Source organism: Photobacterium sp. AWH4_225 (assembly GCF_056158405.1).
In genome coordinates, this window is record NZ_JBSWTF010000004.1 from 2,470,651 (window position 1) to 2,490,013 (window position 19,363).

Here is a 19,363-nt window from a genome sequence, read left to right on the forward strand (position 1 = left end):
TGGCATTTTTTACCTATAGAATATTAAACGAGGTTAAACAGAGGGTTGTTGAAGGTGGTTTACCAACGCTTTTACAAACCTCGCCGCTTCACCCCCCGTACATGCTCGGTGGTCAAAGGTCATAGAAAGGGGGAGGACTTTGACGGCTTTCACATTGCCGTTGTCGAGAACTAGCTTTTCAATAATTCTACCTGCCCCAATAATGGCAACTTGAGGTGGAGTGACGACAGGCGTGGCATATATGCCTGCAATCGCACCAAAATTAGATAGGGTAATGGTGGCGTGTTGAAGTTGCTCACGGCCAATTTTTCGTTCGCGAATCCCTGCTACGGTTTTATCCACCCATTGCCTAATCCCCTTGCTGCTAAATTCATCAGCATGGCGTAATACAGGGACATAAAGGCCATGTTTACTGTCTACAGCAATCCCGATATTAACCGTGTGATGTAAACAGCGGGTCATGGTTTCTGCATCGAACCAAGCGTTTAGTGCAGGCTCCTTCTGGCAGGCATCAACGATTGCCTGGACTAGCCGGCAAGTAATATCTTGCTCTGGCAGCCATTGTGCAAGGCTCGCTTCTTCAGTGATGGTAACGGCGGCTATATTGTGGTGAGATTCGGCCATTGCCCCCACCATGGTACGACGAGCCCCTTTAAGAACCTCCGTACCAGGCAGTTGTTTGTCACAGGCATTATAGACATCGCTATCAAGAATAACGCCGTCAGGGCCGCTACCTTTAATAGCATTGAGGTCTACACCTAGCTTTTGAGCAAGTAGCCTTGCAGAGGGCATCGCACTTAATGGGTGCTCTTTATTTTCTTGATGGGTGTTGCCCACCCAAAACTCATCGACGTTGATGTCATGGCTTTCTTGCGCCACGGTGCCGACGACAGTGGCTGCATCGGACTTCTGCTGTGTTGCTTCTTTTGTCGTCGCAGTTTTTGTGACAGAGGCTGTGGCTTCTTCAATCTCTAACAATAAACTACCGATGCCAATAACATCGCCTGCTTCTCCATAGCGACTCACAATGGTGCCGCTGTACGGGGCAGGGACCTCGACGGTCGCTTTGGCTGTTTCGACTGTGAGAACGACCTGATCCACTTCGACATAATCCCCGATATTGACATGCCATTGTACAATTTCAGATTCAGCTAACCCTTCGCCTAAGTCGGGTAAGTTAAATGATTTCATTTCCACCCCTCCACCAGCGATTTCGCTGCATCAACAATGTCATCTTCCTGAATCATAAAATAATCTTCGTTACGGTAATAAGGCATTATGGTATCGGTACCTGTAACGCGTTTAGGCGGTGCTTTTAACAGGCACATGGCTTGTTCAGACACTCTTGTAATGATCTCCGCACCCACACCGCATGTTTTGCACGCTTCATGGACAACAAGTAGTCGTCCCGTTTTTTCGAGAGATTTGATGATGGATGCCATATCAAGTGGCTTGATAGTGGCCAAATCTATTACTTCAGCTTCTATGCCTACTTCCGACAGAGTTTGAGCGGCTTGGAGTGATTCAACAACACATGCCCCCCAAGTGACCAAAGTAAGATCACGGCCTTTTCTTAATGTGAAGCAAGTATTGAGTGGCAGGGCCTCGCCATTATCAACAACGTTGGACTTCACCGTACGATAAATTCGTTTAGGCTCAAAAAACATGATCGGGTCGTTGCTTCTTATCGCTGCTAGCAACAAACCGTAAGCACGCTGCGGTGAAGAAGGGATGACCACAGTGAGACCTGGGACATGGGCAAACAGAGCTTCTACGCTTTCTGAGTGATGCTCTGGCGCATGAATACCACCACCAAATGGTGCTCGGAAAACGGCGGGGCAGGTCAAGCGACCTCTGGTACGGTTTCTGATCCTTGCCGCATGGCATACGAGGTGCTCCAGCGCAGGGAATACGAAGCCTTGGAATTGAAACTCAGCCACAGGGCGTAAACCTTGAGTCGCCATGCCGACGGTGACACCACCGATCAGGGCTTCTGCGAGTGGGGAATCAATGACACGCTTACAGCCATACTTTTCTTTGAGGCCAACAGTTGCCCTGAAAACGCCGCCGTTATCGCCAACATCTTCACCCAAGACAACAACATTTTGATCATGTGCCATTTCGTAATGCAGAGCCATGTTCACGGCATCGAGGAGAGTAATTTCAGCCATGGTTACCCCCTTGCATGCGCATTGCCTTGTTGATGATGGTGTCGCGTTGGCTCAGTAAATCTTCACTGAGTTCTTCATATAAGAAATCAAAGGCTGTTTCAGGTGCTTGCGGTGTGGTGTTGAGATACTTTTCAACAACTTTTTCAATAACTTCCTTGCAATGGGTTAACCAATTAAGATCATCTTGCTCAGACCAAACACCTTGTTCAATTAGGAATGTTTTCAGGCGTTTGACGGGTTCGTACTCCCATGCTTGCTGGAGTTCATCGTCACTGCGGTAGCGAGAGGCATCATCAGCTGTTGTATGATCGCTTAGGCGATAGCTAACCGCTTCAATCAAAGTGGCACCTTTGCCCTTTCTGGCGTGATCTAGAGATTTTGTCACGATATCGAACACGGCAACGACATCATTACCATCGACCGTTATGCCCTCGATACCGGCGCCTTTGGCCTTGTCAGAAAGTAACTCTGCTCCACATTGGATTGAGCGAGGGACTGATATTGCCCATTGGTTGTTGTTAATCACGAATACCAGTGGAATATTCCATGCCCCGGCACAGTTCAATGATTCGAGAAAGTCCCCCTTGGACGTTGCACCGTCACCACATGTTACTAGAGCAACCTGGTGGTTACCTTGAATTTTCAAGGCCGCAGCCACGCCTACGGCATGGGTGCACTGTGTGGCGATAGGTACGCAGAAAGGTAAATCACGGCAGTGGGCATCATCAGGTGAAAAATCGCTACCGCGTTCATCACCGCCCCAGTATTGGAGGTTTTTTTCCATTCCAATACCGCGAGCCCACAAAGCGGGTAGATCTCGGTAGTAAGGGATAAAGACATCAGATTTTTTTAGCGCTCGTCCAACTGCAATACCAATTGCTTCGGACCCGAGGTGAGAAGGGTATGTCCCCAGTTTGCCCGTACGTTGAAGGGCGACAGCTTTATTATCGTATGTGCGGGTTAATACCATGTCGCAATAGAAGCCTTTCAGGGTTGTAAGATCAGCCCATTCAGGGAGCGGATTAACCAATTTACCGCGATGATCGATGAAACGATGCATCGGCATAGCCAGAACATTCATCGTTAGCTCCTTCTGGTGCTGCCTCAAATGAGGCGGACAGCAAAATCTAGAACGTGCCTGTTGGAACAGTGGAAAATATCATTAGTGTGATAGGCGACGTTCGATAGTACTAAGTGTAATCAAATTGTTAACATTCGCAGGTGGTCGTTTTTGTAGGGGGAGTAAACTTATCGGTACACTTGATTGATTTGTCAGTAAGAAGATTCCGAGACGGGTGTTTTAGTGTTAAGACCCTGATGAGTTATCCGCGCAATGCTCAGGCTATCGCACATACTTAAGTTTGTATTAAAGAGTGCATCTCATGCCGCATGGTTGTGGTGTATTGAATTGTTGAGCTGTTTCTTGCGGGGATAACAGTATGAAATGGTATAGCTGCTTGGCCGTGGTGATAGTGATGTCTGCGTGCTCATCACAGGCAAATGTAAGTGAAATAGCCCAGCAGAAGACACTGTACATCCAAAATGAGTGCTACGAAAACGAAGAGAGTGCCCTCAATGATGCGTTCAAAACCTTTATGTCTGACAGGCAAGAAGAATTAGGCGGTTTACGGGCTTCACTAAGTGATGAAAATTATGAACAACTTGATTTTGCCTTAAAGCATTTTGTGACGTATTGGGATCAGCTACAAACTGAAAGAAATCAGGCCTGTGAGCAACATGCCACCTGTGAGTTTATTCAGATTAAGACACCATCGCTGCAAGCAAACAATGCGTTTTGTGATGGTACTGACTTTGAATACAGTGTAAGCCGAGCGAAAATAATTAACTTTTTCAGTGATATAGAGCGTTTGGAGCTGCAACAAAACCCTTGAGTTTTATTAGCGGTCATTGCCATTGCGTCTGCATTACAGCGTCAATAATGGTGTCACAACTCACACTTCGATTTTGAGTGTCACCGCAAATAATCTCTGCTAATATCCGCCATTTCTACCCTAGAGCAAAATGAAGTGGCTTCCTTTTCTATTCAATGTCCCCACTGCAAAAAAGTGACAACTATGGCGGTTCAGTCTCTATCAAATACTGTCAAATGTGATCACTGTACAAAACCCGTGTTAGACGGCCAACCGGTTGAAGTTGACAGTAAGGCATTAGACAAAATCATATTTTCACCAGTACCGGTGATTGCTGTGTTTTGGGGGGATAACTGTACGCCTTGTAAAGCGTTCAAACCTATAGTGACAAAAATTGCTAAAGAGAGATCAGGTAAGCTCCGTGTTGTCTTCGTGAACATAAATAAAAACAGAGCGTTATCGACAAAATATCGTCTACGTGGTGTCCCGACTACTATCGCCTTCAAGAAAGGGCGCCAGCAAGCAGTGCTCAATACTGCTTTACGAAAAAATGAGCTTTTAAAGTGGTTAACAGATTCACTATCAATTTGATCACAAAAGCGTAACTGTGCTAAAGGTATAGTGTAGGCAGCGGCATAATCAGCTATCTATGCAAATGAAACAAGTGGTTTTTCATCTGAATGCCGCTTTAATAATTCAACTTATCAGGTAAATGAAAAGGAGGAAATTATGGCTACTAGCCGTAAAATTAGTAAGGAGCGTTTAGCGCTGAAATTATCCCTAGCAGGCACTGTTGTTCTGTCCTCGCTAGGTATTGGCTATGGGTTATATGTCGGATCCAACGCCATTTTGCTAGACGGCATGTTCTCCTTACTCAGTATGGGAATGACAGGGTTAAGTTTGTACACTGCTTACCTTGTATCCAAACCAGACGATCAATACTTCCAGTTCGGATATGCGCACATTGAACCGTTAATCAACGTCGTCAATGGCTTGCTCATCTTACTCACATGTATATTAGCCTTTTTTAGTGGTGTGCAAACCATTGTCAACGGCGGCCATGAGGTTGTGCTGGAGCATGCAATTTTATATGCAGTGCTCTCGACAATCTGTTGTTTCTCTATCTATTTCACTGAAACTTATATTGCTAAAGCAGAACAATCTGAGTTGGTAAAGGTAGATTCGCAAGAGTGGCTTATCGATGGCATTTTAAGTGCGTCAATTCTTGTCGGTTTCATTGCGGTAATGATCTTGGATCATTACGGGTATTCCCAGTGGAACCGTTATGTCGACCCAATATTGGTCTCTGCTTTATCCCTCGCTGCGATTGTTCTACCTATCAAGGTGTTACGACGTAACCTCAGGGAGGTATTGCTGGTGGCTCCTCAGGATGATGTGCAGGAGAATGTTGATCGTGTCATTGCCAAACTGTCCAAACAGTATCACTTTGACGACTATACCCATCATTTTGCCAAGACGGGGCGGCAGTACGATCTTGAAGTCAATATCCTCGTAAAGGATGACACTTACTGGACGACGAAACGTCAGGATCAGATCCGGCTTATTCTTTGGGAGGCTTTGTCCGATGAGCTAGGGGATACTTGGTTATCCGTCAGCTTTACTGGGCAGGCGAGGTGGCTCTAATAGCCAGATTCAGAATATCTATCTAGAAAAGGGCATTAATTGCCCTTTTTTTACTCCATAAATTAATATTTCCAATTATCCTCATACTTATAACTATATCTAATCTGAAGGTAGAAAATTTATAGCCAAAAATACTCTGGTTATTTGGGGCTTTTCAACGCAAAATATTCATTAAATAATCAATAAAGCGAAGCCTGGCAAGCGTAGTGTACATTGATTGAATAAATTACTTTATTAAGTTGCTGTTATTAAAGAATTAGTCTGGCTGGTATTGTGAAGTTATTTCTTGGTTTACATGCAACTAGCACGAATAATATGCAAACTTTTTAGTGCATTTTTTGCTCTGGTGGGGTATCTTGTCCCCAGTCTAAAAATTGCTTCTAGATTTAGTGGTAATCTTTAGACTTACAGGCCGCATTTAGATGCTAAACGTATTCACACATTTTGATAAATCATAGGTTTATGTGATTATGGAAACATTACTGGTTATTGCTTTCATCATTGGTGGTTTCTACATTATTTGCAGAGAAAAGAAGAAATGTACCAAGGAAGTTGATTACTCTCGAGACTCTTTGTAATTCCTATTTTTTATAGAGTAATCTGCTGGTTTTCAGATGTTACCAGTATGGCTAGCTATTTTTTGAAATAGCGTAGAAATACAAAATCGCCCATATAATATTCTGCACCTTAGAGAGGTTTGAATATATAGGGCGATTTTTGTATCTAATAAACAAGCGGTTAAGCTTGTTTCTCTACCCATTCATTACGCAAGCGAGTGATACGCTTCTCTGTTTCCTGCCACTTCGATGTCTTAATCAAGTCCCGATATTCCCCTGTTGGCTTTTTGCAAAGCGATTCAAGTAAAGGAACCTGTGTTTGAGGTAGACCATCCAATGCCTCGATGGCTCCTTCACGGTTGTTACAGAGCATGACCATATCACAGCCTGCTTGTTGGGCAGCGATAGCTCGCTCGCGGTAGCTACCTAGAGCATCTGCACCTTTCATATTTAGATCGTCAGAGAAGACAACGCCTTTGAACCCCATGTCTTCTCTTAGGACTTGTTTCAACCAGTAATTGGAGCCACTTGCTGGTGAATCATCGTAATGATCAAAGATAACGTGCGCTGGCATCATGGCATCGAGAAGTTTTGCTTCGATCAGAGACTGGAAAACGATCATATCGTGTTGCTTGATAGTATCGCGAGGGTCGACTGGCGTCTCGTGATGAGAATCAGCTATGACACCGCCATGGCCAGGGAAGTGTTTACCTGTTGCTGCCATACCGGCTAACTTCATGCCTTTGATAAATTCGGAGGCGTACTTGATCACTTGCTGTGGATCATCTGAGAATGCTCTGTCGCCAATCGCCTTACAGTCAAAGCCGAGGTCTAACACTGGGGCAAGACTAAGATCAATATCCATAGCAAGCAGTTCTGCGGCCATCAACCATCCGCCATCATAAGCTAAAGATTTCCCTTCATCACTTTGGGCAAAAGCTTTGGCTGGTGGAAGTAATGTAAATTCTTCACGGAAGCGCTGGACACGGCCACCTTCCTGATCGACAGCAATAAGGAGAGGGCGCTTAGCCGTATTGCGGATATCTTTGGTCAAGGCGCGAAGTTGTTCACGATCATGGTAGTTACGTGCGAAAAAAATAATCCCACCAACGGTAGGGTGTTGGATGATCTCGCGATCTTCTGCATCTAGCTCATAGCCAGCTACATCAAGCATCAGAGGGCCCATGAATTCTCCTTACGGAATTTATCTAATAATTACAACCAGATAATTATGCCCTATATTCAGGGAATACCATACTAAACACGCTTAATTATAGAGAGATTTGACTCACTATTAGCAAAGCGGCACCTATTGGCGAAAACGAAACTGTATTTTTCTCACAAATAGTGTGCGATTTGGAGACTTATTTTTGTTTCTCAGTGGAAACATTGAGTTTTGTAATGGATTGCATGAGAGGAGGTGTTTTTACTATTTCAATTATAATTATCTGAAATAAAAAGAAAATATTACAGGCTTTTATTTATCTATGATGTAACTGGTTATTGTTGCATTAAAAATGTGATCGGTAGCACTTTAATGCCGCCGTTTGTTCCTTAAACTGTTTCCTTAACAGTCCAATAAAGGAAATGAATGATGTCTACCCTGGTCGCTATTGCTATTACAACTGGAATTCTCTCAGGGATATGGGGATGGGTTGCCGTATCTCTCGGTTTACTAAGTTGGGCAGGTTTCCTCGGTTGTACGGCATATTTTGCTTCCCCGAAAGATGGTATTAAGGGACTATTACTGAGCCTTGCGACCACAATGAGTGGTGTTTTTTGGGCTATGGTGATTATCCACCTTTCAACCTCAGTAGGTATAGAGATCATTGGGTATGTCATTACCGCTGTCGTTGCTTTCTTTATGTGTGTTCAAGCTAAGCAAGCGTGGTTGAGTTTTATCCCAGGAACATTTATTGGCTCATGTGCAACGTTTGCCGCTGCAGGTGACTGGCAGTTGGTCGTACCATCGCTAGTACTGGGTATTGTATTTGGTTATACAATGAAGGCGTCAGGTTTGTGGCTTCAGCAAAAATTGGCTAAGCCAGAGGGAAGCCTTGCGACAGCAGATTAAACCCCAAATTAAATTGAAAAAAAGCCGCTTTAGCGGCTTTTTTTGGTTATGGACATTTGGTTATAGGCAGGGGATGTAAAGGCCGTTGAATTCTTCAATAAGCGGCTTCAGGCTGGTTTTGGCTTGTGATTTTGAAGCGAGAACACATACCCTTAGGCCTTCATCTAGCTGATGTTTTACCTGAGCTTTTAGTGTTTCATCATTATATGGCTCACGATCGGCATCCCGACGGCATAAATCGACAAAAGCATCATCAGCGCCTTCCAAGCTATCTGCTTCACCAGGGTAAAGAACAAATTCAGCTTGCTGCATCAGTCGTAATGCTTTCAATGTCAGCATTTCCGTATCTGTACCTGTTTCTATCAAATACAACGCAGCCTGCGGCTTTTGATTGTGCTGAAGGAGTTCCACAAAAACTTGTTCGAGTTCATCCTTCGTTCTGGCATGCTCAACATCCGCATGGCGGAAAAATAGCTCCCAGAACTTGCGTCTTTCATCAACAGTAGAAAACGTCTTTTTAATTCGTTCCCGTTGCTCACCGGCATAACTGGCGAGTAGCGATAAGTTATGCGGTAGTTGTGTCTCCAGTTTTTCCCGAAGGTAACGAACAAGTACAGGCGAAGCTCCACCACTTGATACCGCGACTTGAATCGGGCTTCTATCAATCATGGAAGGGGTAATAAAGTCACAGTATTCCTTGTCATCGACTACATTTATCCAGATACCGAGATCAGTCGCATCTTCATGGACTTGATGATTGAGGGAGGGGTTGTCCGTAGTTGCCCAGACTTGATATGACCCTACAAGATCACTTTTTTCGTATGACTTATTTTTCCAATGAATATGACCGTTGTTTGCTAATACGGCTAAATGGTTGTGCAATTTAGGAGATACAACAGTAATGGATGCGTCAGCTTTACGAAGTAAGTCAACTTTTCGACAAGCAACTTCTCCACCGCCTATAACTGTTACTTTTCTCTGTTTTACAGAGAGGAAAATCGGGAAATAGTCCATATTAGATATTCTTTCTAGGTATATGTGCTGTCTCTAAGTCACTGACTTGTAGTGATATCTTTTTCTAGCTACTATAAAAACACAAAAATAAAAGGTTTGAAATAATTTGAAACACTTGCTTGGTGAAAATGTTTCAATACACATAACTGTTCAGCTTGGATTAAAGGCATAATGCTAGTTTATGCGAACTATAATGATAGTTTTTTTTGAAACCTTAAATAACCTCAACTTACTCTGATTTCACTAGAATGATTAGACATTTAGCGATAGCTAGAGTGATTGAATATAACAAACTTTAAGCGTAGTTTTTACATAAATTTAAGATGGTCGGCAATATGAATAAAAAACTTATGATAGCGACACTGATAAGCACAAGCCTGCTTGTTGGTTGTGGCGATAAGTCGTCTGGTCCAGCAGGGGGAATGGTTCCGCTGGTTGCAGTACAACCTGTTACTGTGATTGATTATCAACAGGGAAAACAATTTGTTGGTAGGACTGAAGCAATTGAAGATGTGGCCATCACAGCTCAAGTTTCAGGCTACCTTAAAGCGCGTTCTTTCAATGAAGGTGAGGTTGTACAGCAAGGACAAGTCTTATTTGAAATTGAGCCTGCTGCATATGAAGCGCGTGTAGCAAGTGCTGTTGCTGCAATCGCCCAAGCTGAGGCGACATTACAGCGCGCAAACCTGGATTGGAAGCGTGGTCAAAACCTTTTGCCTAAGGGCAGTATTAGCCAATCTGAATTTGACCGCCTAACTGCTGAAAAGCTGAGTGCTGAAGCACAGCTTAAATCAGCTAATGCCCAGTTGAAGGCTGCAGAAGTTGATTTGTCATTTACTAAGATCACTGCACCATTTACTGGCCGCATCAGTGATAGCAAAGCCAGTATTGGTGATCTTGTCTCGCCAAGCTCGGGTGTATTAACCACACTGGTTAGCCTAGACCCAATGCAAGCTTCTTTTAACGTGAGTGAGCGTGAGCGCCTAAACCTTGGTATTGATAGCTTAGACGGTGCTGGAGAAGGCCAAGGCGATGTCGAAGTTGTATTGACGCTGACTAACGGCAAAGAATATAGCGAGCTAGGTAAAGTTGACTTTATTGGTAACCGTATTGATCTTCAGACCGGTACCATCGCCATGCGTGCTAGCTTTGCTAACCCAGAGCAATCTCTGCTTCCTGGCCAACACGTTCAAGTTTTCCTTCGTGAAAAAGAGCCTGTTAAGCGCATTGTGATCCCACGCCGTGCCGTACAAAGTGACCTAGAAGGTGATTTTGTCATGGTTCTGGCTGACGACAATGTTGCCGAGCGTCGTAATGTCGTCCTTGGTCCACAAACTGAGCACGGCATCATCATTGCTGAAGGTATCAACGATGATGACGTTGTAATGACCAAAGGTCTTCAGCGTGTCCGTAACGGTGTGACAGTCCGAGTTGAAGAAACAGGGGCGCAAGAGTAATCATGCTAAGTCGCTTTTTTATCCAGCGCCCTAAGTTTGCGCTGGTCATTTCGATTATTCTGACACTGGCAGGTGCGATAGCCGTACTTAACCTGCCTGTGGCTGAATACCCAAAAATCAGTCCACCGTCGGTGGGTGTAACCGCTTTCTATTCTGGTGCAAGTGCCGAAACCGTTGAAGAGGCGATAGCCGACCCGATTGAAGCATCGGTCAATGGTGTAGAAAACATGATCTACATGTCTTCTAAGAGTGCCAACGATGGTTCATACAATTTGAACGTGACCTTTGATATCGGTACCGACCCTGATATGGCACAGGTTAACGTTCAGAACCGAGTTTCTCAGATCGAGTCAAAGCTACCTGCGGAAGTACGTATGGTAGGTGTGACGGTTAAGAAACGTTCGCCTGACTTGCTGATGGTACTTAACTTCTATTCACCTGACGGTAAGTATGATGACCAGTTCCTGATCAACTACATTAACCTTAATGTAAAAGATCAGTTGGCACGTGTTACAGGTATTAGTGAGGTTAATGTAATCGGTGGTGGTGAATACGCAATGCGTGTTTGGCTTAACCCTGAGAAAATGGCCAACCTGAACCTGACAACCTCTGATGTCAATGCAGCGCTTTCTGAGCAGAACGTTCAGGTAGCTGCAGGTCAAGTAGGTGCTGCACCATACAACAATCCTCAGGAAGTGCAGTTCAACCTGGTAACCAAAGGTCGACTACAGACTGTTGAAGAGTTCGAGAACGTGGTTCTTCGTGCCAACAACGATGGCTCTATGGTCTACCTGAAAGATGTGGCACGTGTAGAACTGGGTAAGAAGTTCTACAGCGGTAACGGTATGTTCCGTGGTCAAGATGCTTCTATCGTTGCGCTAAACCTTCAGTCCGATGCCAATGCACTGGAAAGTGGTCAAGCGGTAATGGACTTGCTTGAGCGCTTGAGTGTCGACTTCCCTGAAGGCATGGAATACGAGACCAGTTACGATACAACCCTTTTCGTTGCTGAATCTATCAAAGGTGTTGTGGTTACTTTGATTCAGGCTATCTTGCTGGTAATTGCCGTAACTTACATGTTCCTGGGTAGCGTACGTTCTACTTTGATCCCGGTTGTTGCGATCCCTGTATCGCTTATCGGTACATTCGCTATCATGCTGGCGGCAGGCTTTACGATCAACACCGTGACCTTGTTTGGTTTGATACTGGCCATCGGTATCGTGGTGGATGATGCGATTCTGGTTATCGAGCAGGTCGATACCAACATGAAGCGCGATCCAAGCCTGACTCCGGCAAAAGCGACGCTGATTGCGATGAAGGAAGTAACTGGTCCGATTGTGACCTCAACACTGGTACTTCTTGCGGTATTTGTTCCAGTTGCCATGCTGCCAGGTATAACCGGTATTATGTATCGTCAGTTCGCACTAACGATCTGTATTTCGGTAATCATTTCATCTATCAACGCATTGACGCTTTCACCAGCACTTTGTTCTCTGGTTCTTAAGCAAGGTGGCGGTAACACAGCACGTTGGTTCGAAGTCTTCAACCGTGGCCTTGAAAAGGTAACTTTGAAGTACGGTGCCATAGCTGGCTTCATGGTTCGAAAAGTTGCACTGCTAGTGACTTTCTTCGTACTTGCAGTTGGCGCGGTAACCTTCCTGTCGAAAACAACGTCTACGGCGTTTGTACCGACGGAAGATAAGGGTATCTTGCTGGTAAATGTTCAGTTACCTGACTCGGCTTCTCTGTCTCGTACCGAAGAAACCACCGAAAAACTTCAGGAAATCCTAGCTGACGAACCAGGTATTGAAGGTATTACTGTTGCAAATGGTTATGCATTCATGACAGGTGCTGCAGCTTCAAACGGTGCGTCTCTGTTCATTAAGTTGAAAGATTGGGATGAACGAAATGCAATGGAAGGGGATCACTCATCTTTTGCAATCTCGAACCGTGTGAATGGCCGAGCAGCTATGGAGCTTCCTGAAGCGATTGTGTTTGCGATGGGTGCTCCGGCGGTACCGGGTATGGGTGCGGCTGATGGTTTCGAGTTTGTGCTTGAAGATACATTGGGCCGAAGCCGAACAGATCTTGCCAATGTTATGGGTGAAATGATCCAGGCTGCCAACCAGCAACCTGAGATCCAATTTACCTTCAGTACATTCCGTGCAAACGTACCTCACTACTATATTGATGTTGACCGTGTTAAAGCCAAGCAACTGGGTATTCCGCTAACGGAAATCTTCCAGACGCTACAGGGTAACCTTGGCTCAATGTATGTGAATGACTTTACCTTATATGGTAAGAACTTCCGTGTAACAGTACAGGCAGACAGTGATTACCGTGATGGTCTAGATGCACTTCAGCGTTTCCACGTACGTTCATCTTCGGGTGAGATGATCCCGCTAAGTACCATTACTTCGGTCGAGCAAGTGTTCGAACCAGATGTTGCATGGCGTTACAACATGTACCGTTCAGCGGTTATCCAGGGCAGCCCAGCTCCGGGTTACTCGAGTGGTGATGCTATCGCAGCGATGGAACGTGTTGCGGCAGAAATTCTTCCTCAGGGCTACCAGTACGAATGGACGGGTATGGCTTACCAGGAAGTTAAAGCGGGTAACCAAGCAATCTATGCTTTCGCACTAGCACTTGTGTTTATTTACCTGTTCATGGTGGCTCAGTACGAGAGTTGGAGTATTCCTTTAGCGATCATCTTGGTGGTACCTGTGGCGACCTTGGGTTCATTCTTGGCGCTGGCACTGACAGGAACGCCGTTGAACTTGTATGCTCAGATCGGTTTGGTTCTCTTGATTGCACTTGCAGCTAAGAACGCCATCCTGATTGTTGAGTTCGCTAAGATTGAGCGCGAAGAGAAAGAGCTGGATATCGAACAAGCTGCGGTACGTGGTGGTAAGCTGCGTTTCCGTGCGGTTAACATGACCTCTTGGTCGTTTATCTTAGGTATTCTGCCACTGATCTTTGCCAATGGTGCGGGTCACATCAGCCAGAACTCTTTGGGTATTTCCCTAACCGGTGGTCTGCTATGTGTGTTGCTGGCAGGTACCTTCCTGATCCCTGGCTTCTTCGCACTGGTACAGCGTCGCCGTGAGAAATTCCATGGTGGCTCAACCAAACTGATCCCACTTGATGATGAGTAACTTGGAAGTGTAATCCTAAGTAATTACATAAATAAAAAGCTCCCTAGGTAGGGAGCTTTTTTTATTCCGTCTTAATCGGTTACTGCTAGAAATCTATTTTACTTTACGACGCAGCAAGGCGAGGGCAGCCAAACTAATCAAGCCTGACAGAGGCAAGCTACCACCACCTGAGCCGCCAGAGTTAGAGCCAGTTTTACTCTGTGGGTCACTCACTTTCTCAAATGGATCAACACTGAAGGTAGGGGTGGTTTGTGAACCGAGATCTAAGCCTGTTCTCAATTCAATCCAATCATAATATGAGGCGAGCTCAGTATATAGGCCGTTTTGTTGAGCATCAGAGTTACCAGCCTCTTTTTCATGGCAGTATGGACCATTGCTTGTTACACCAATTACACGTAAACCAAAATCACTATCATTGATTTTAGTAGGGTTTTGCCAAACAAGCGGGCCACCTGAGTCACCACGACAGACATCTTTTTTAATATCTGGTGTGTTGCTGTCTGCACATACAAAATGAGATTGGCTGCTAAGAGGATATTGACCATAATCACATTGACTCATCGGTATACCGCCTAGTTTGACTACCATCAATTCATCCGGTTGGTCAAAATCAGGCTCCATATAACCCCAGCCAGAAGCAATTAAATTTGCTTTCGAATATCCACTAGCATTCCAAGTGTTAGCGAATTGGCTATTAGCAGTCTCTTGTTCTGCCTGAGTGGCAATTTTGATAGGCTTAGCGACTTCTAGCATTGATCTATCAACTTTCAACAAAGCGATATCGTGGTCTAAATCAAAAACACCGTTGTAGCCATAATGCTTGGTCTTTTCTGTGATCGTAAATTTATACTTTGCATCAATATCATCGGCTGTGTGAGCTTTGTTTTTGATTACATTAGACCCTACTATCAAGGTGTTACTCATTTCAGGAATAATACAGTGCGCAGCGGTTACTGCCCAAAATTCGCTAATTACAACAGCACCACAGCCTGATGTGATATAAGTTCCATCATTGAGTTGTGGTTCCGTGAGAAAAGCGGCTTGCCAAGGCAAAAGTAGGTCATCAGCTAACTTACTGGCTTCCTCGCCATTAAGTATTTTGGTGCTGATCTGTAGTTCTTCGGCAAAAGTTGGTGCTGTGAATGCAACGGCTAAGGCTAGCGCAACTGGGGTGAATTGATTCTTCATAAGATCCTTTTATTTTTCTTTTTAAGCTTAGTTAATGAGTTACTATCAAGTGATGAGTAGCGATGAACCATTACTCAACATGCTTTCAGTGATTTAATGTACATTGTTTTTATGAGGGGTATGTTAAATACTTTTCCTTGTTATTCCAAACAAAAAATCGCTTTGTGTGATATTGGTTTTTGGTTTTATATATTTAATCAATGGATTGGGGCAGTTAGAGGAGAATATTGATCTAATGCAAACCCTTGTCATCTACTGTTCGTGATCAATGGTGTAGCACGTTATACTGCAGTCTGATATTGAGTAATAACAAAGAGTTGCAGTTTATGACTTACAAGCACGTTATTGGCTTTGGGGTGGCGGGAAATTTTGCTGGCCACCTAGAGCAAGCTGGTGAAGACAAAGATTTTTTAGCGGTTGAAGTTAAAGAAGCGGTTCAGCCAAAAGCTATATTTCCATTTTATGTCCCATCAGACAAAGCTGGGTTCCTATCGACTTACCCGTTATCTTCTGATGCCATTATTCCACCTAATGATGCTGATAATCTGCAAATTGAACCTGAAGTCGCGCTGATTTGTGATATCGAATACCAAGACAACAAAGTTGTTGCGATCAAGCCACAGGCTTTTGCTGCCTATAATGACTGCTCAATCCGCAAACCTAATGCGAAGAAGATCAGCGAGAAGAAAAATTGGGGACCGAATACCAAAGGGATTTCATCTCAAGTGATTTCGGTTGATAACCTAAGTGAAGGTGGCAAACTGGATAATTTCCGTATCGCGAGTTTTCACAAGCGTGGCGAAACGATTTCGCGTTACGGTGAAGACAGCCCTGTTGTTGGTTATAGCTATTTCCACGAAAAGCTGCTGAAATGGATTGTTGATCGCATGAATAATCAGCAAGATGTTGGTCCGACGGAGAACATTGCAGACTACCTTGCTGGAGCGGATTACCCGTCACAAGCTGTCATCAGCATTGGTGCAACACGATACACCGAATTTGGTGAGACCACTTTCTTGAAGCCGGGTGATGTCAGCATGGTTGTTGTCTATGACGGGACGGTCTACAACCCTGAAGAGATCACGGCGATGGCGGAAACCCAGACTTTCAAAGAGCAGGGCATCTCTGCTCTGATTCAATCTGTTGCTTAGATTATCAAGAATCTATTAACAAGAAAAAGCACTGTAAAAACAGTGCTTTTTTACTATATAGGTTACAGGGTGACGTGATAGGGTAGTTGGTTGCTGTGACTAGAGTCGCCAGAATACTTCTAAAGAGCCGTTTGAATTTGAGCGATGTTTAGCTTCTTTAAATTCGGCAGTATTAGTTGCAAAACTTAGACTAAGGCCCCATCTAGTCTGATAGAAAACCCCGCCGATGACGGCTGTTGCCTGCCAGTGTTCAACTTTGGTATTGGGTACTTCACTAGGGCGATCCCCATCAATGGTTATATCGTTGAATCGGTAGCGACCTTCTATGCCGGTGAACAGGAAGTAGCCGGATGAGCTGGAAGATAGCACACCAATATCAACGAAATTGCCAGGAGAGAAGCCTGTTGTTCCAAAGTTACCCGCCAGATCTTTACCCCAGCGAGCCACACCCCCAACGGCCAACTCACTTTGGTAGTTACCGACGTTTATTCGGCCCACGCCACTTAAATCGTAATCATCTAGCCAAAAAGCCTGTTTGCGCGTAAGTAGTCGGTGCCCTTGATAGCCGAGGTTGAAGACTAGCGAATTTTCAATCTGATAATCCCAGCCCATAGGCTCATCAGACCCAACTATGTCATGAATGAATTTCTGACCTTGTTCGGCAAATGAGTTAGGACCAACAACGCCTAGCATTAAGCTAAACTTGTCGACAAAAGTTGGCGAGAATTGATATGCGCTGGTTTCTAAAAACAATAAGCCTGCGTAAGGGCGTTCATTTTCGGGTGGTTCAACCGACTCAATGTCTTCCGGTGTCCACATTTGCTGGCCGAGGGTTAAGCTCCAGCCTTGTTTAGTACCATCTTCAAATGGCAAGTAGCGACTTAACTGACGGATAGGTGTTGGGGCTGCTACTGCTAGGTCTGATGTGTAGGGAGAATTGTATTCAAGGAAAACACCGTTGGTGTAATTTTGGTCGGTACCAACTATCCCATCATTGTCCATGGAAAAGGAAAAGCTGCCTGAGTTATATGCCCATACATTGGGAGCGAGGGCAGAAAGGCAAGCGAAAAAAACAGGTGAAAATTGTTTCATTGATAATCCTTTGGTACAACAGCAGGAAGACTATACAAAGTGGATGTGAACAGCGCATTTTTTAGTTTTGTATAAAGCGTTACATGCCAATAGGCGCTTTATGTATGTGCTCATCCAATTATTTACTCATGATATCGAAAGGAAGAGATTTTTCGCTAGCGATTTTAAATATTAAGCGTAAATCTTTGTGAATAAGAAACTAGTTAAGGATTAATATGTCAGTGCTCACAATCACATCGCCACTTGTCTCCGTTTCATGGTTAGATCAACACTTGTCAAATCCGCAGTTGGTTGTTCTTGATGCGTCATGGTTCTTACCTGGCTCAGAGAGAAATGGAGAAAAGGAGTGGCAGGAAAAACGTATTCCTGGTGCGCGTTACTTTGATTTCGATAATAAAGTTGCCCATCCCGATGCTTCTTTTCCTCACATGCTACCTGATGCTGAGCACTTCTCCAGAGAGGTAGAAGCTCTTGGGATCTCAAATGATACCAAGGTTGTGGTCTACGATAGCCAAGGGGTTTTTTCTGCCCCGAGAGTGTGGTGGATGTTTCGAGCGATGGGGCATGATCAAGTCGCCGTGTTGGATGGAGGCTTGCCTGCGTGGGAGCTTGCAGGTCATGAGTTAGAAAGCGATGCGCCACAGCCTTTTGAGCAAGGAAATTTTAAATCTGTATACCAAGCACAGTGGGTTATTGACGGCGATACTTTGGTGCAAAGCCTCAACAAGCCCAGTATTCAAGTTCTTGATGCACGAGCGGCTGCGCGCTTTTATGGTACACAACCAGAGCCAAGACAAGGGGTAAGGAGTGGACATATGCCAAGTGCCAAAAGCTTACCTTTTGGACAGCTGCTCCAAGATGGACACTTCTTGCCCAGCGAACAATTACAGCAGCGTTTTGATGCCGTGAGTGACAATGATCAGCAGTTAATCTTTAGCTGCGGCTCCGGGGTAACGGCTTGTATTCTTGCCTTAGCGGCTGAGCTAGCAGGGCGAAAGCAGTTAACCGTATATGATGGTTCATGGACGGAGTGGGGTTCAACCTATAAATACCCAGTGGTTTAATAAAAGAAAAATGGCACAGTTTTTATGGACTGTGCCTGATGTCAGAAAATTTGATGAGATTAAAGATTAATCCAGAACAGACACGTAGCCACGTTGCTCAATCAAATCCTGGCCGGATGCCGAGGTGACATAATCAACAAACGCCTTTGCACTGTCTTTGATTTTTCTTTCTTTATATAGCATCAAGAAAGGTCGGGAAATTTGGTATTTACCAGACTCTAGGTTATCTAGCGTTGGAGAAACGCCTTCAAAATCGAGAGCTTTGATAGAGGAATCAACTGACCCCAGTGATACATAACCAAGGGCGTGCTTATTGCGTGATACCAGGCTTTTTACCGTGCCATTGGTGTTAACAACAAGTACTTGCGGGTTAATATCAGATACCGTTTGTCCTTCGATTTGCTGGGTCAGCCCCATAAAATCTTCAAAGGAAAAACGTGAGCCGGATGCATTTTCACGGCTTACCACTGCGATTTTTAAATCAGGTCCACCGACTTCCTTCCAGTTGGTGATATCACCGTGGTAGATTTTTTCAACTTGCTCCTTGGTCAAGTTGGCTACCGGGTTATCTTTGTGGACGACAAGTGCAATACCATCATGAGCGATCGTCACTGTAACAATATCAGGGTTGATTTCCTCGGTTTTCAAGTATCGAGAACTCATACCCAAGTCAGCGACATTTTGTTTTACAGCCGTGATGCCTGCCGATGAGCCAATACCTTGAACTTCGATATGGGTATCTTTTTGTTCATTACTATATGTTTCTGCAAGCACTTCAACGATGTGGCTGGCTGAGGTCGAGCCTGTCACCGTAACAGTTTCATTGGCATGTACTGAAAAAGCCAAACTGGTAAGCAGGGCGCAAAGCGTGGTTCTGGTAAGCATTTTAATCTCCAAATAACACCAGAAAAGGTTGGCGCTCATC

Annotated in this window: 16 protein-coding genes; 8 read left to right on the forward strand and 8 right to left on the reverse strand. The window is 44.6% G+C overall.

Annotated features, from left to right (window positions below):
- Window positions 1–33: 33 nt before the first annotated feature.
- The 3 genes from ACXAD4_RS28385 to pdhA are packed head-to-tail and all read right to left on the reverse strand — an operon-like array spanning window position 34 to window position 3,252.
- Window positions 34–1,191 carry a dihydrolipoamide acetyltransferase family protein gene (locus ACXAD4_RS28385; protein WP_475245482.1) on the reverse strand — a complete coding sequence of 386 codons (1,158 nt, stop codon included), beginning with the start codon at window positions 1,189–1,191 and terminating at the stop codon, window positions 34–36.
- Window positions 1,188–2,171, reverse strand: coding sequence for an alpha-ketoacid dehydrogenase subunit beta (locus ACXAD4_RS28390; RefSeq protein ID WP_475245483.1), 984 nt, complete (start codon window positions 2,169–2,171; stop codon window positions 1,188–1,190). The genes ACXAD4_RS28385 and ACXAD4_RS28390 overlap by 4 nt, the downstream gene beginning before the upstream one ends.
- Window positions 2,164–3,252 carry a pyruvate dehydrogenase (acetyl-transferring) E1 component subunit alpha gene (gene pdhA, locus ACXAD4_RS28395; RefSeq protein WP_475245484.1) on the reverse strand — a complete coding sequence of 363 codons (1,089 nt, stop codon included), beginning with the start codon at window positions 3,250–3,252 and terminating at the stop codon, window positions 2,164–2,166. Before pdhA ends, ACXAD4_RS28390 begins: the two co-directional genes overlap by 8 nt.
- Window positions 3,253–3,610: 358 nt before the next feature.
- On the opposite strand from pdhA, the gene ACXAD4_RS28400 reads away from it, so the two are divergent.
- From ACXAD4_RS28400 to ACXAD4_RS28410, 3 genes are all read left to right on the forward strand, one after another.
- The gene (locus tag ACXAD4_RS28400; RefSeq protein WP_475245485.1) at window positions 3,611–4,063 is read left to right on the forward strand and encodes a hypothetical protein; all 453 of its coding nucleotides are present in this window, start codon (window positions 3,611–3,613) and stop codon (window positions 4,061–4,063) included.
- 183 nt (window positions 4,064–4,246) lie between these two features.
- A complete protein-coding gene (locus ACXAD4_RS28405; protein ID WP_475245486.1) occupies window positions 4,247–4,633 on the forward strand; it encodes a DUF6568 family protein in 387 nt (128 codons plus the stop codon).
- A 138-nt stretch (window positions 4,634–4,771) separates the two neighbouring features.
- Window positions 4,772–5,686, forward strand: coding sequence for a cation diffusion facilitator family transporter (locus ACXAD4_RS28410; RefSeq protein WP_475245487.1), 915 nt, complete (start codon window positions 4,772–4,774; stop codon window positions 5,684–5,686).
- A 738-nt stretch (window positions 5,687–6,424) separates the two neighbouring features.
- Here ACXAD4_RS28410 and nagZ read toward each other — a convergent pair.
- A complete protein-coding gene (nagZ, locus tag ACXAD4_RS28415) occupies window positions 6,425–7,429 on the reverse strand; it encodes a beta-N-acetylhexosaminidase (RefSeq protein WP_475245488.1) in 1,005 nt (334 codons plus the stop codon).
- Between the two features lie 408 nt (window positions 7,430–7,837).
- Here nagZ and ACXAD4_RS28420 point away from each other — a divergent pair, with 408 nt between their 5' ends.
- Entirely contained in the window at window positions 7,838–8,317 is a 480-nt protein-coding gene (locus ACXAD4_RS28420) for a DUF1097 domain-containing protein (protein WP_475245699.1), read from the forward strand.
- 60 nt (window positions 8,318–8,377) lie between these two features.
- Here the strand turns inward: ACXAD4_RS28420 and ACXAD4_RS28425 are convergent, their stop codons facing one another.
- Window positions 8,378–9,331 (reverse strand): precorrin-2 dehydrogenase/sirohydrochlorin ferrochelatase family protein, encoded by a 954-nt coding sequence (locus ACXAD4_RS28425; RefSeq protein WP_475245489.1) that lies wholly within the window; start codon window positions 9,329–9,331, stop codon window positions 8,378–8,380.
- A 335-nt stretch (window positions 9,332–9,666) separates the two neighbouring features.
- Here ACXAD4_RS28425 and ACXAD4_RS28430 point away from each other — a divergent pair, with 335 nt between their 5' ends.
- Both ACXAD4_RS28430 and ACXAD4_RS28435 read left to right on the forward strand, forming a co-directional pair.
- A complete protein-coding gene (locus ACXAD4_RS28430) occupies window positions 9,667–10,788 on the forward strand; it encodes an efflux RND transporter periplasmic adaptor subunit (protein ID WP_475245491.1) in 1,122 nt (373 codons plus the stop codon).
- A gap of 2 nt (window positions 10,789–10,790) precedes the next feature.
- Entirely contained in the window at window positions 10,791–13,943 is a 3,153-nt protein-coding gene (locus ACXAD4_RS28435; protein ID WP_475245492.1) for an efflux RND transporter permease subunit, read from the forward strand.
- Window positions 13,944–14,036: 93 nt separating this feature from the next.
- On the opposite strand, the gene ACXAD4_RS28440 is transcribed toward ACXAD4_RS28435, so the two are convergent.
- Window positions 14,037–15,131: a S1 family peptidase gene (locus ACXAD4_RS28440; protein WP_475245494.1), complete on the reverse strand. Its 1,095-nt coding sequence runs from the start codon at window positions 15,129–15,131 to the stop codon at window positions 14,037–14,039.
- Window positions 15,132–15,457: 326 nt separating this feature from the next.
- Here ACXAD4_RS28440 and ACXAD4_RS28445 point away from each other — a divergent pair, with 326 nt between their 5' ends.
- Window positions 15,458–16,282 carry a DUF5718 family protein gene (locus ACXAD4_RS28445; RefSeq protein WP_475245495.1) on the forward strand — a complete coding sequence of 275 codons (825 nt, stop codon included), beginning with the start codon at window positions 15,458–15,460 and terminating at the stop codon, window positions 16,280–16,282.
- Window positions 16,283–16,381: 99 nt separating this feature from the next.
- On the opposite strand, the gene ACXAD4_RS28450 is transcribed toward ACXAD4_RS28445, so the two are convergent.
- Window positions 16,382–17,374 (reverse strand): lipid A deacylase LpxR family protein, encoded by a 993-nt coding sequence (locus ACXAD4_RS28450; protein ID WP_475245496.1) that lies wholly within the window; start codon window positions 17,372–17,374, stop codon window positions 16,382–16,384.
- A gap of 215 nt (window positions 17,375–17,589) precedes the next feature.
- Between ACXAD4_RS28450 and ACXAD4_RS28455 the strand changes: the two genes are divergently transcribed.
- Window positions 17,590–18,438, forward strand: coding sequence for a sulfurtransferase (locus tag ACXAD4_RS28455; protein WP_475245497.1), 849 nt, complete (start codon window positions 17,590–17,592; stop codon window positions 18,436–18,438).
- A 66-nt stretch (window positions 18,439–18,504) separates the two neighbouring features.
- On the opposite strand, the gene ACXAD4_RS28460 is transcribed toward ACXAD4_RS28455, so the two are convergent.
- On the reverse strand, window positions 18,505–19,323 hold the full coding sequence (locus ACXAD4_RS28460; protein WP_475245498.1) for a phosphate ABC transporter substrate-binding protein: 819 nt from the start codon (window positions 19,321–19,323) through the stop codon (window positions 18,505–18,507).
- Window positions 19,324–19,363 lie beyond the last annotated feature (40 nt).

Excerpts from the sequence above, each read along its gene's own strand:
- ACXAD4_RS28385 (WP_475245482.1), bottom strand. The coding sequence starts at position 1,191 with ATGAAATCATTTAACTTACCCGACTTAGGCGAAGGGTTAGCTGAATCT.
- ACXAD4_RS28390 (WP_475245483.1), bottom strand. The coding sequence starts at position 2,171 with ATGGCTGAAATTACTCTCCTCGATGCCGTGAACATGGCTCTGCATTAC.
- pdhA (WP_475245484.1), bottom strand. The coding sequence starts at position 3,252 with ATGAATGTTCTGGCTATGCCGATGCATCGTTTCATCGATCATCGCGGT.
- ACXAD4_RS28400 (WP_475245485.1), top strand. The coding sequence starts at position 3,611 with ATGAAATGGTATAGCTGCTTGGCCGTGGTGATAGTGATGTCTGCGTGC.
- ACXAD4_RS28405 (WP_475245486.1), top strand. The coding sequence starts at position 4,247 with ATGGCGGTTCAGTCTCTATCAAATACTGTCAAATGTGATCACTGTACA.
- ACXAD4_RS28410 (WP_475245487.1), top strand. The coding sequence starts at position 4,772 with ATGGCTACTAGCCGTAAAATTAGTAAGGAGCGTTTAGCGCTGAAATTA.
- nagZ (WP_475245488.1), bottom strand. The coding sequence starts at position 7,429 with ATGGGCCCTCTGATGCTTGATGTAGCTGGCTATGAGCTAGATGCAGAA.
- ACXAD4_RS28420 (WP_475245699.1), top strand. The coding sequence starts at position 7,838 with ATGTCTACCCTGGTCGCTATTGCTATTACAACTGGAATTCTCTCAGGG.
- ACXAD4_RS28425 (WP_475245489.1), bottom strand. The coding sequence starts at position 9,331 with ATGGACTATTTCCCGATTTTCCTCTCTGTAAAACAGAGAAAAGTAACA.
- ACXAD4_RS28430 (WP_475245491.1), top strand. The coding sequence starts at position 9,667 with ATGAATAAAAAACTTATGATAGCGACACTGATAAGCACAAGCCTGCTT.
- ACXAD4_RS28435 (WP_475245492.1), top strand. The coding sequence starts at position 10,791 with ATGCTAAGTCGCTTTTTTATCCAGCGCCCTAAGTTTGCGCTGGTCATT.
- ACXAD4_RS28440 (WP_475245494.1), bottom strand. The coding sequence starts at position 15,131 with ATGAAGAATCAATTCACCCCAGTTGCGCTAGCCTTAGCCGTTGCATTC.
- ACXAD4_RS28445 (WP_475245495.1), top strand. The coding sequence starts at position 15,458 with ATGACTTACAAGCACGTTATTGGCTTTGGGGTGGCGGGAAATTTTGCT.
- ACXAD4_RS28450 (WP_475245496.1), bottom strand. The coding sequence starts at position 17,374 with ATGAAACAATTTTCACCTGTTTTTTTCGCTTGCCTTTCTGCCCTCGCT.
- ACXAD4_RS28455 (WP_475245497.1), top strand. The coding sequence starts at position 17,590 with ATGTCAGTGCTCACAATCACATCGCCACTTGTCTCCGTTTCATGGTTA.
- ACXAD4_RS28460 (WP_475245498.1), bottom strand. The coding sequence starts at position 19,323 with ATGCTTACCAGAACCACGCTTTGCGCCCTGCTTACCAGTTTGGCTTTT.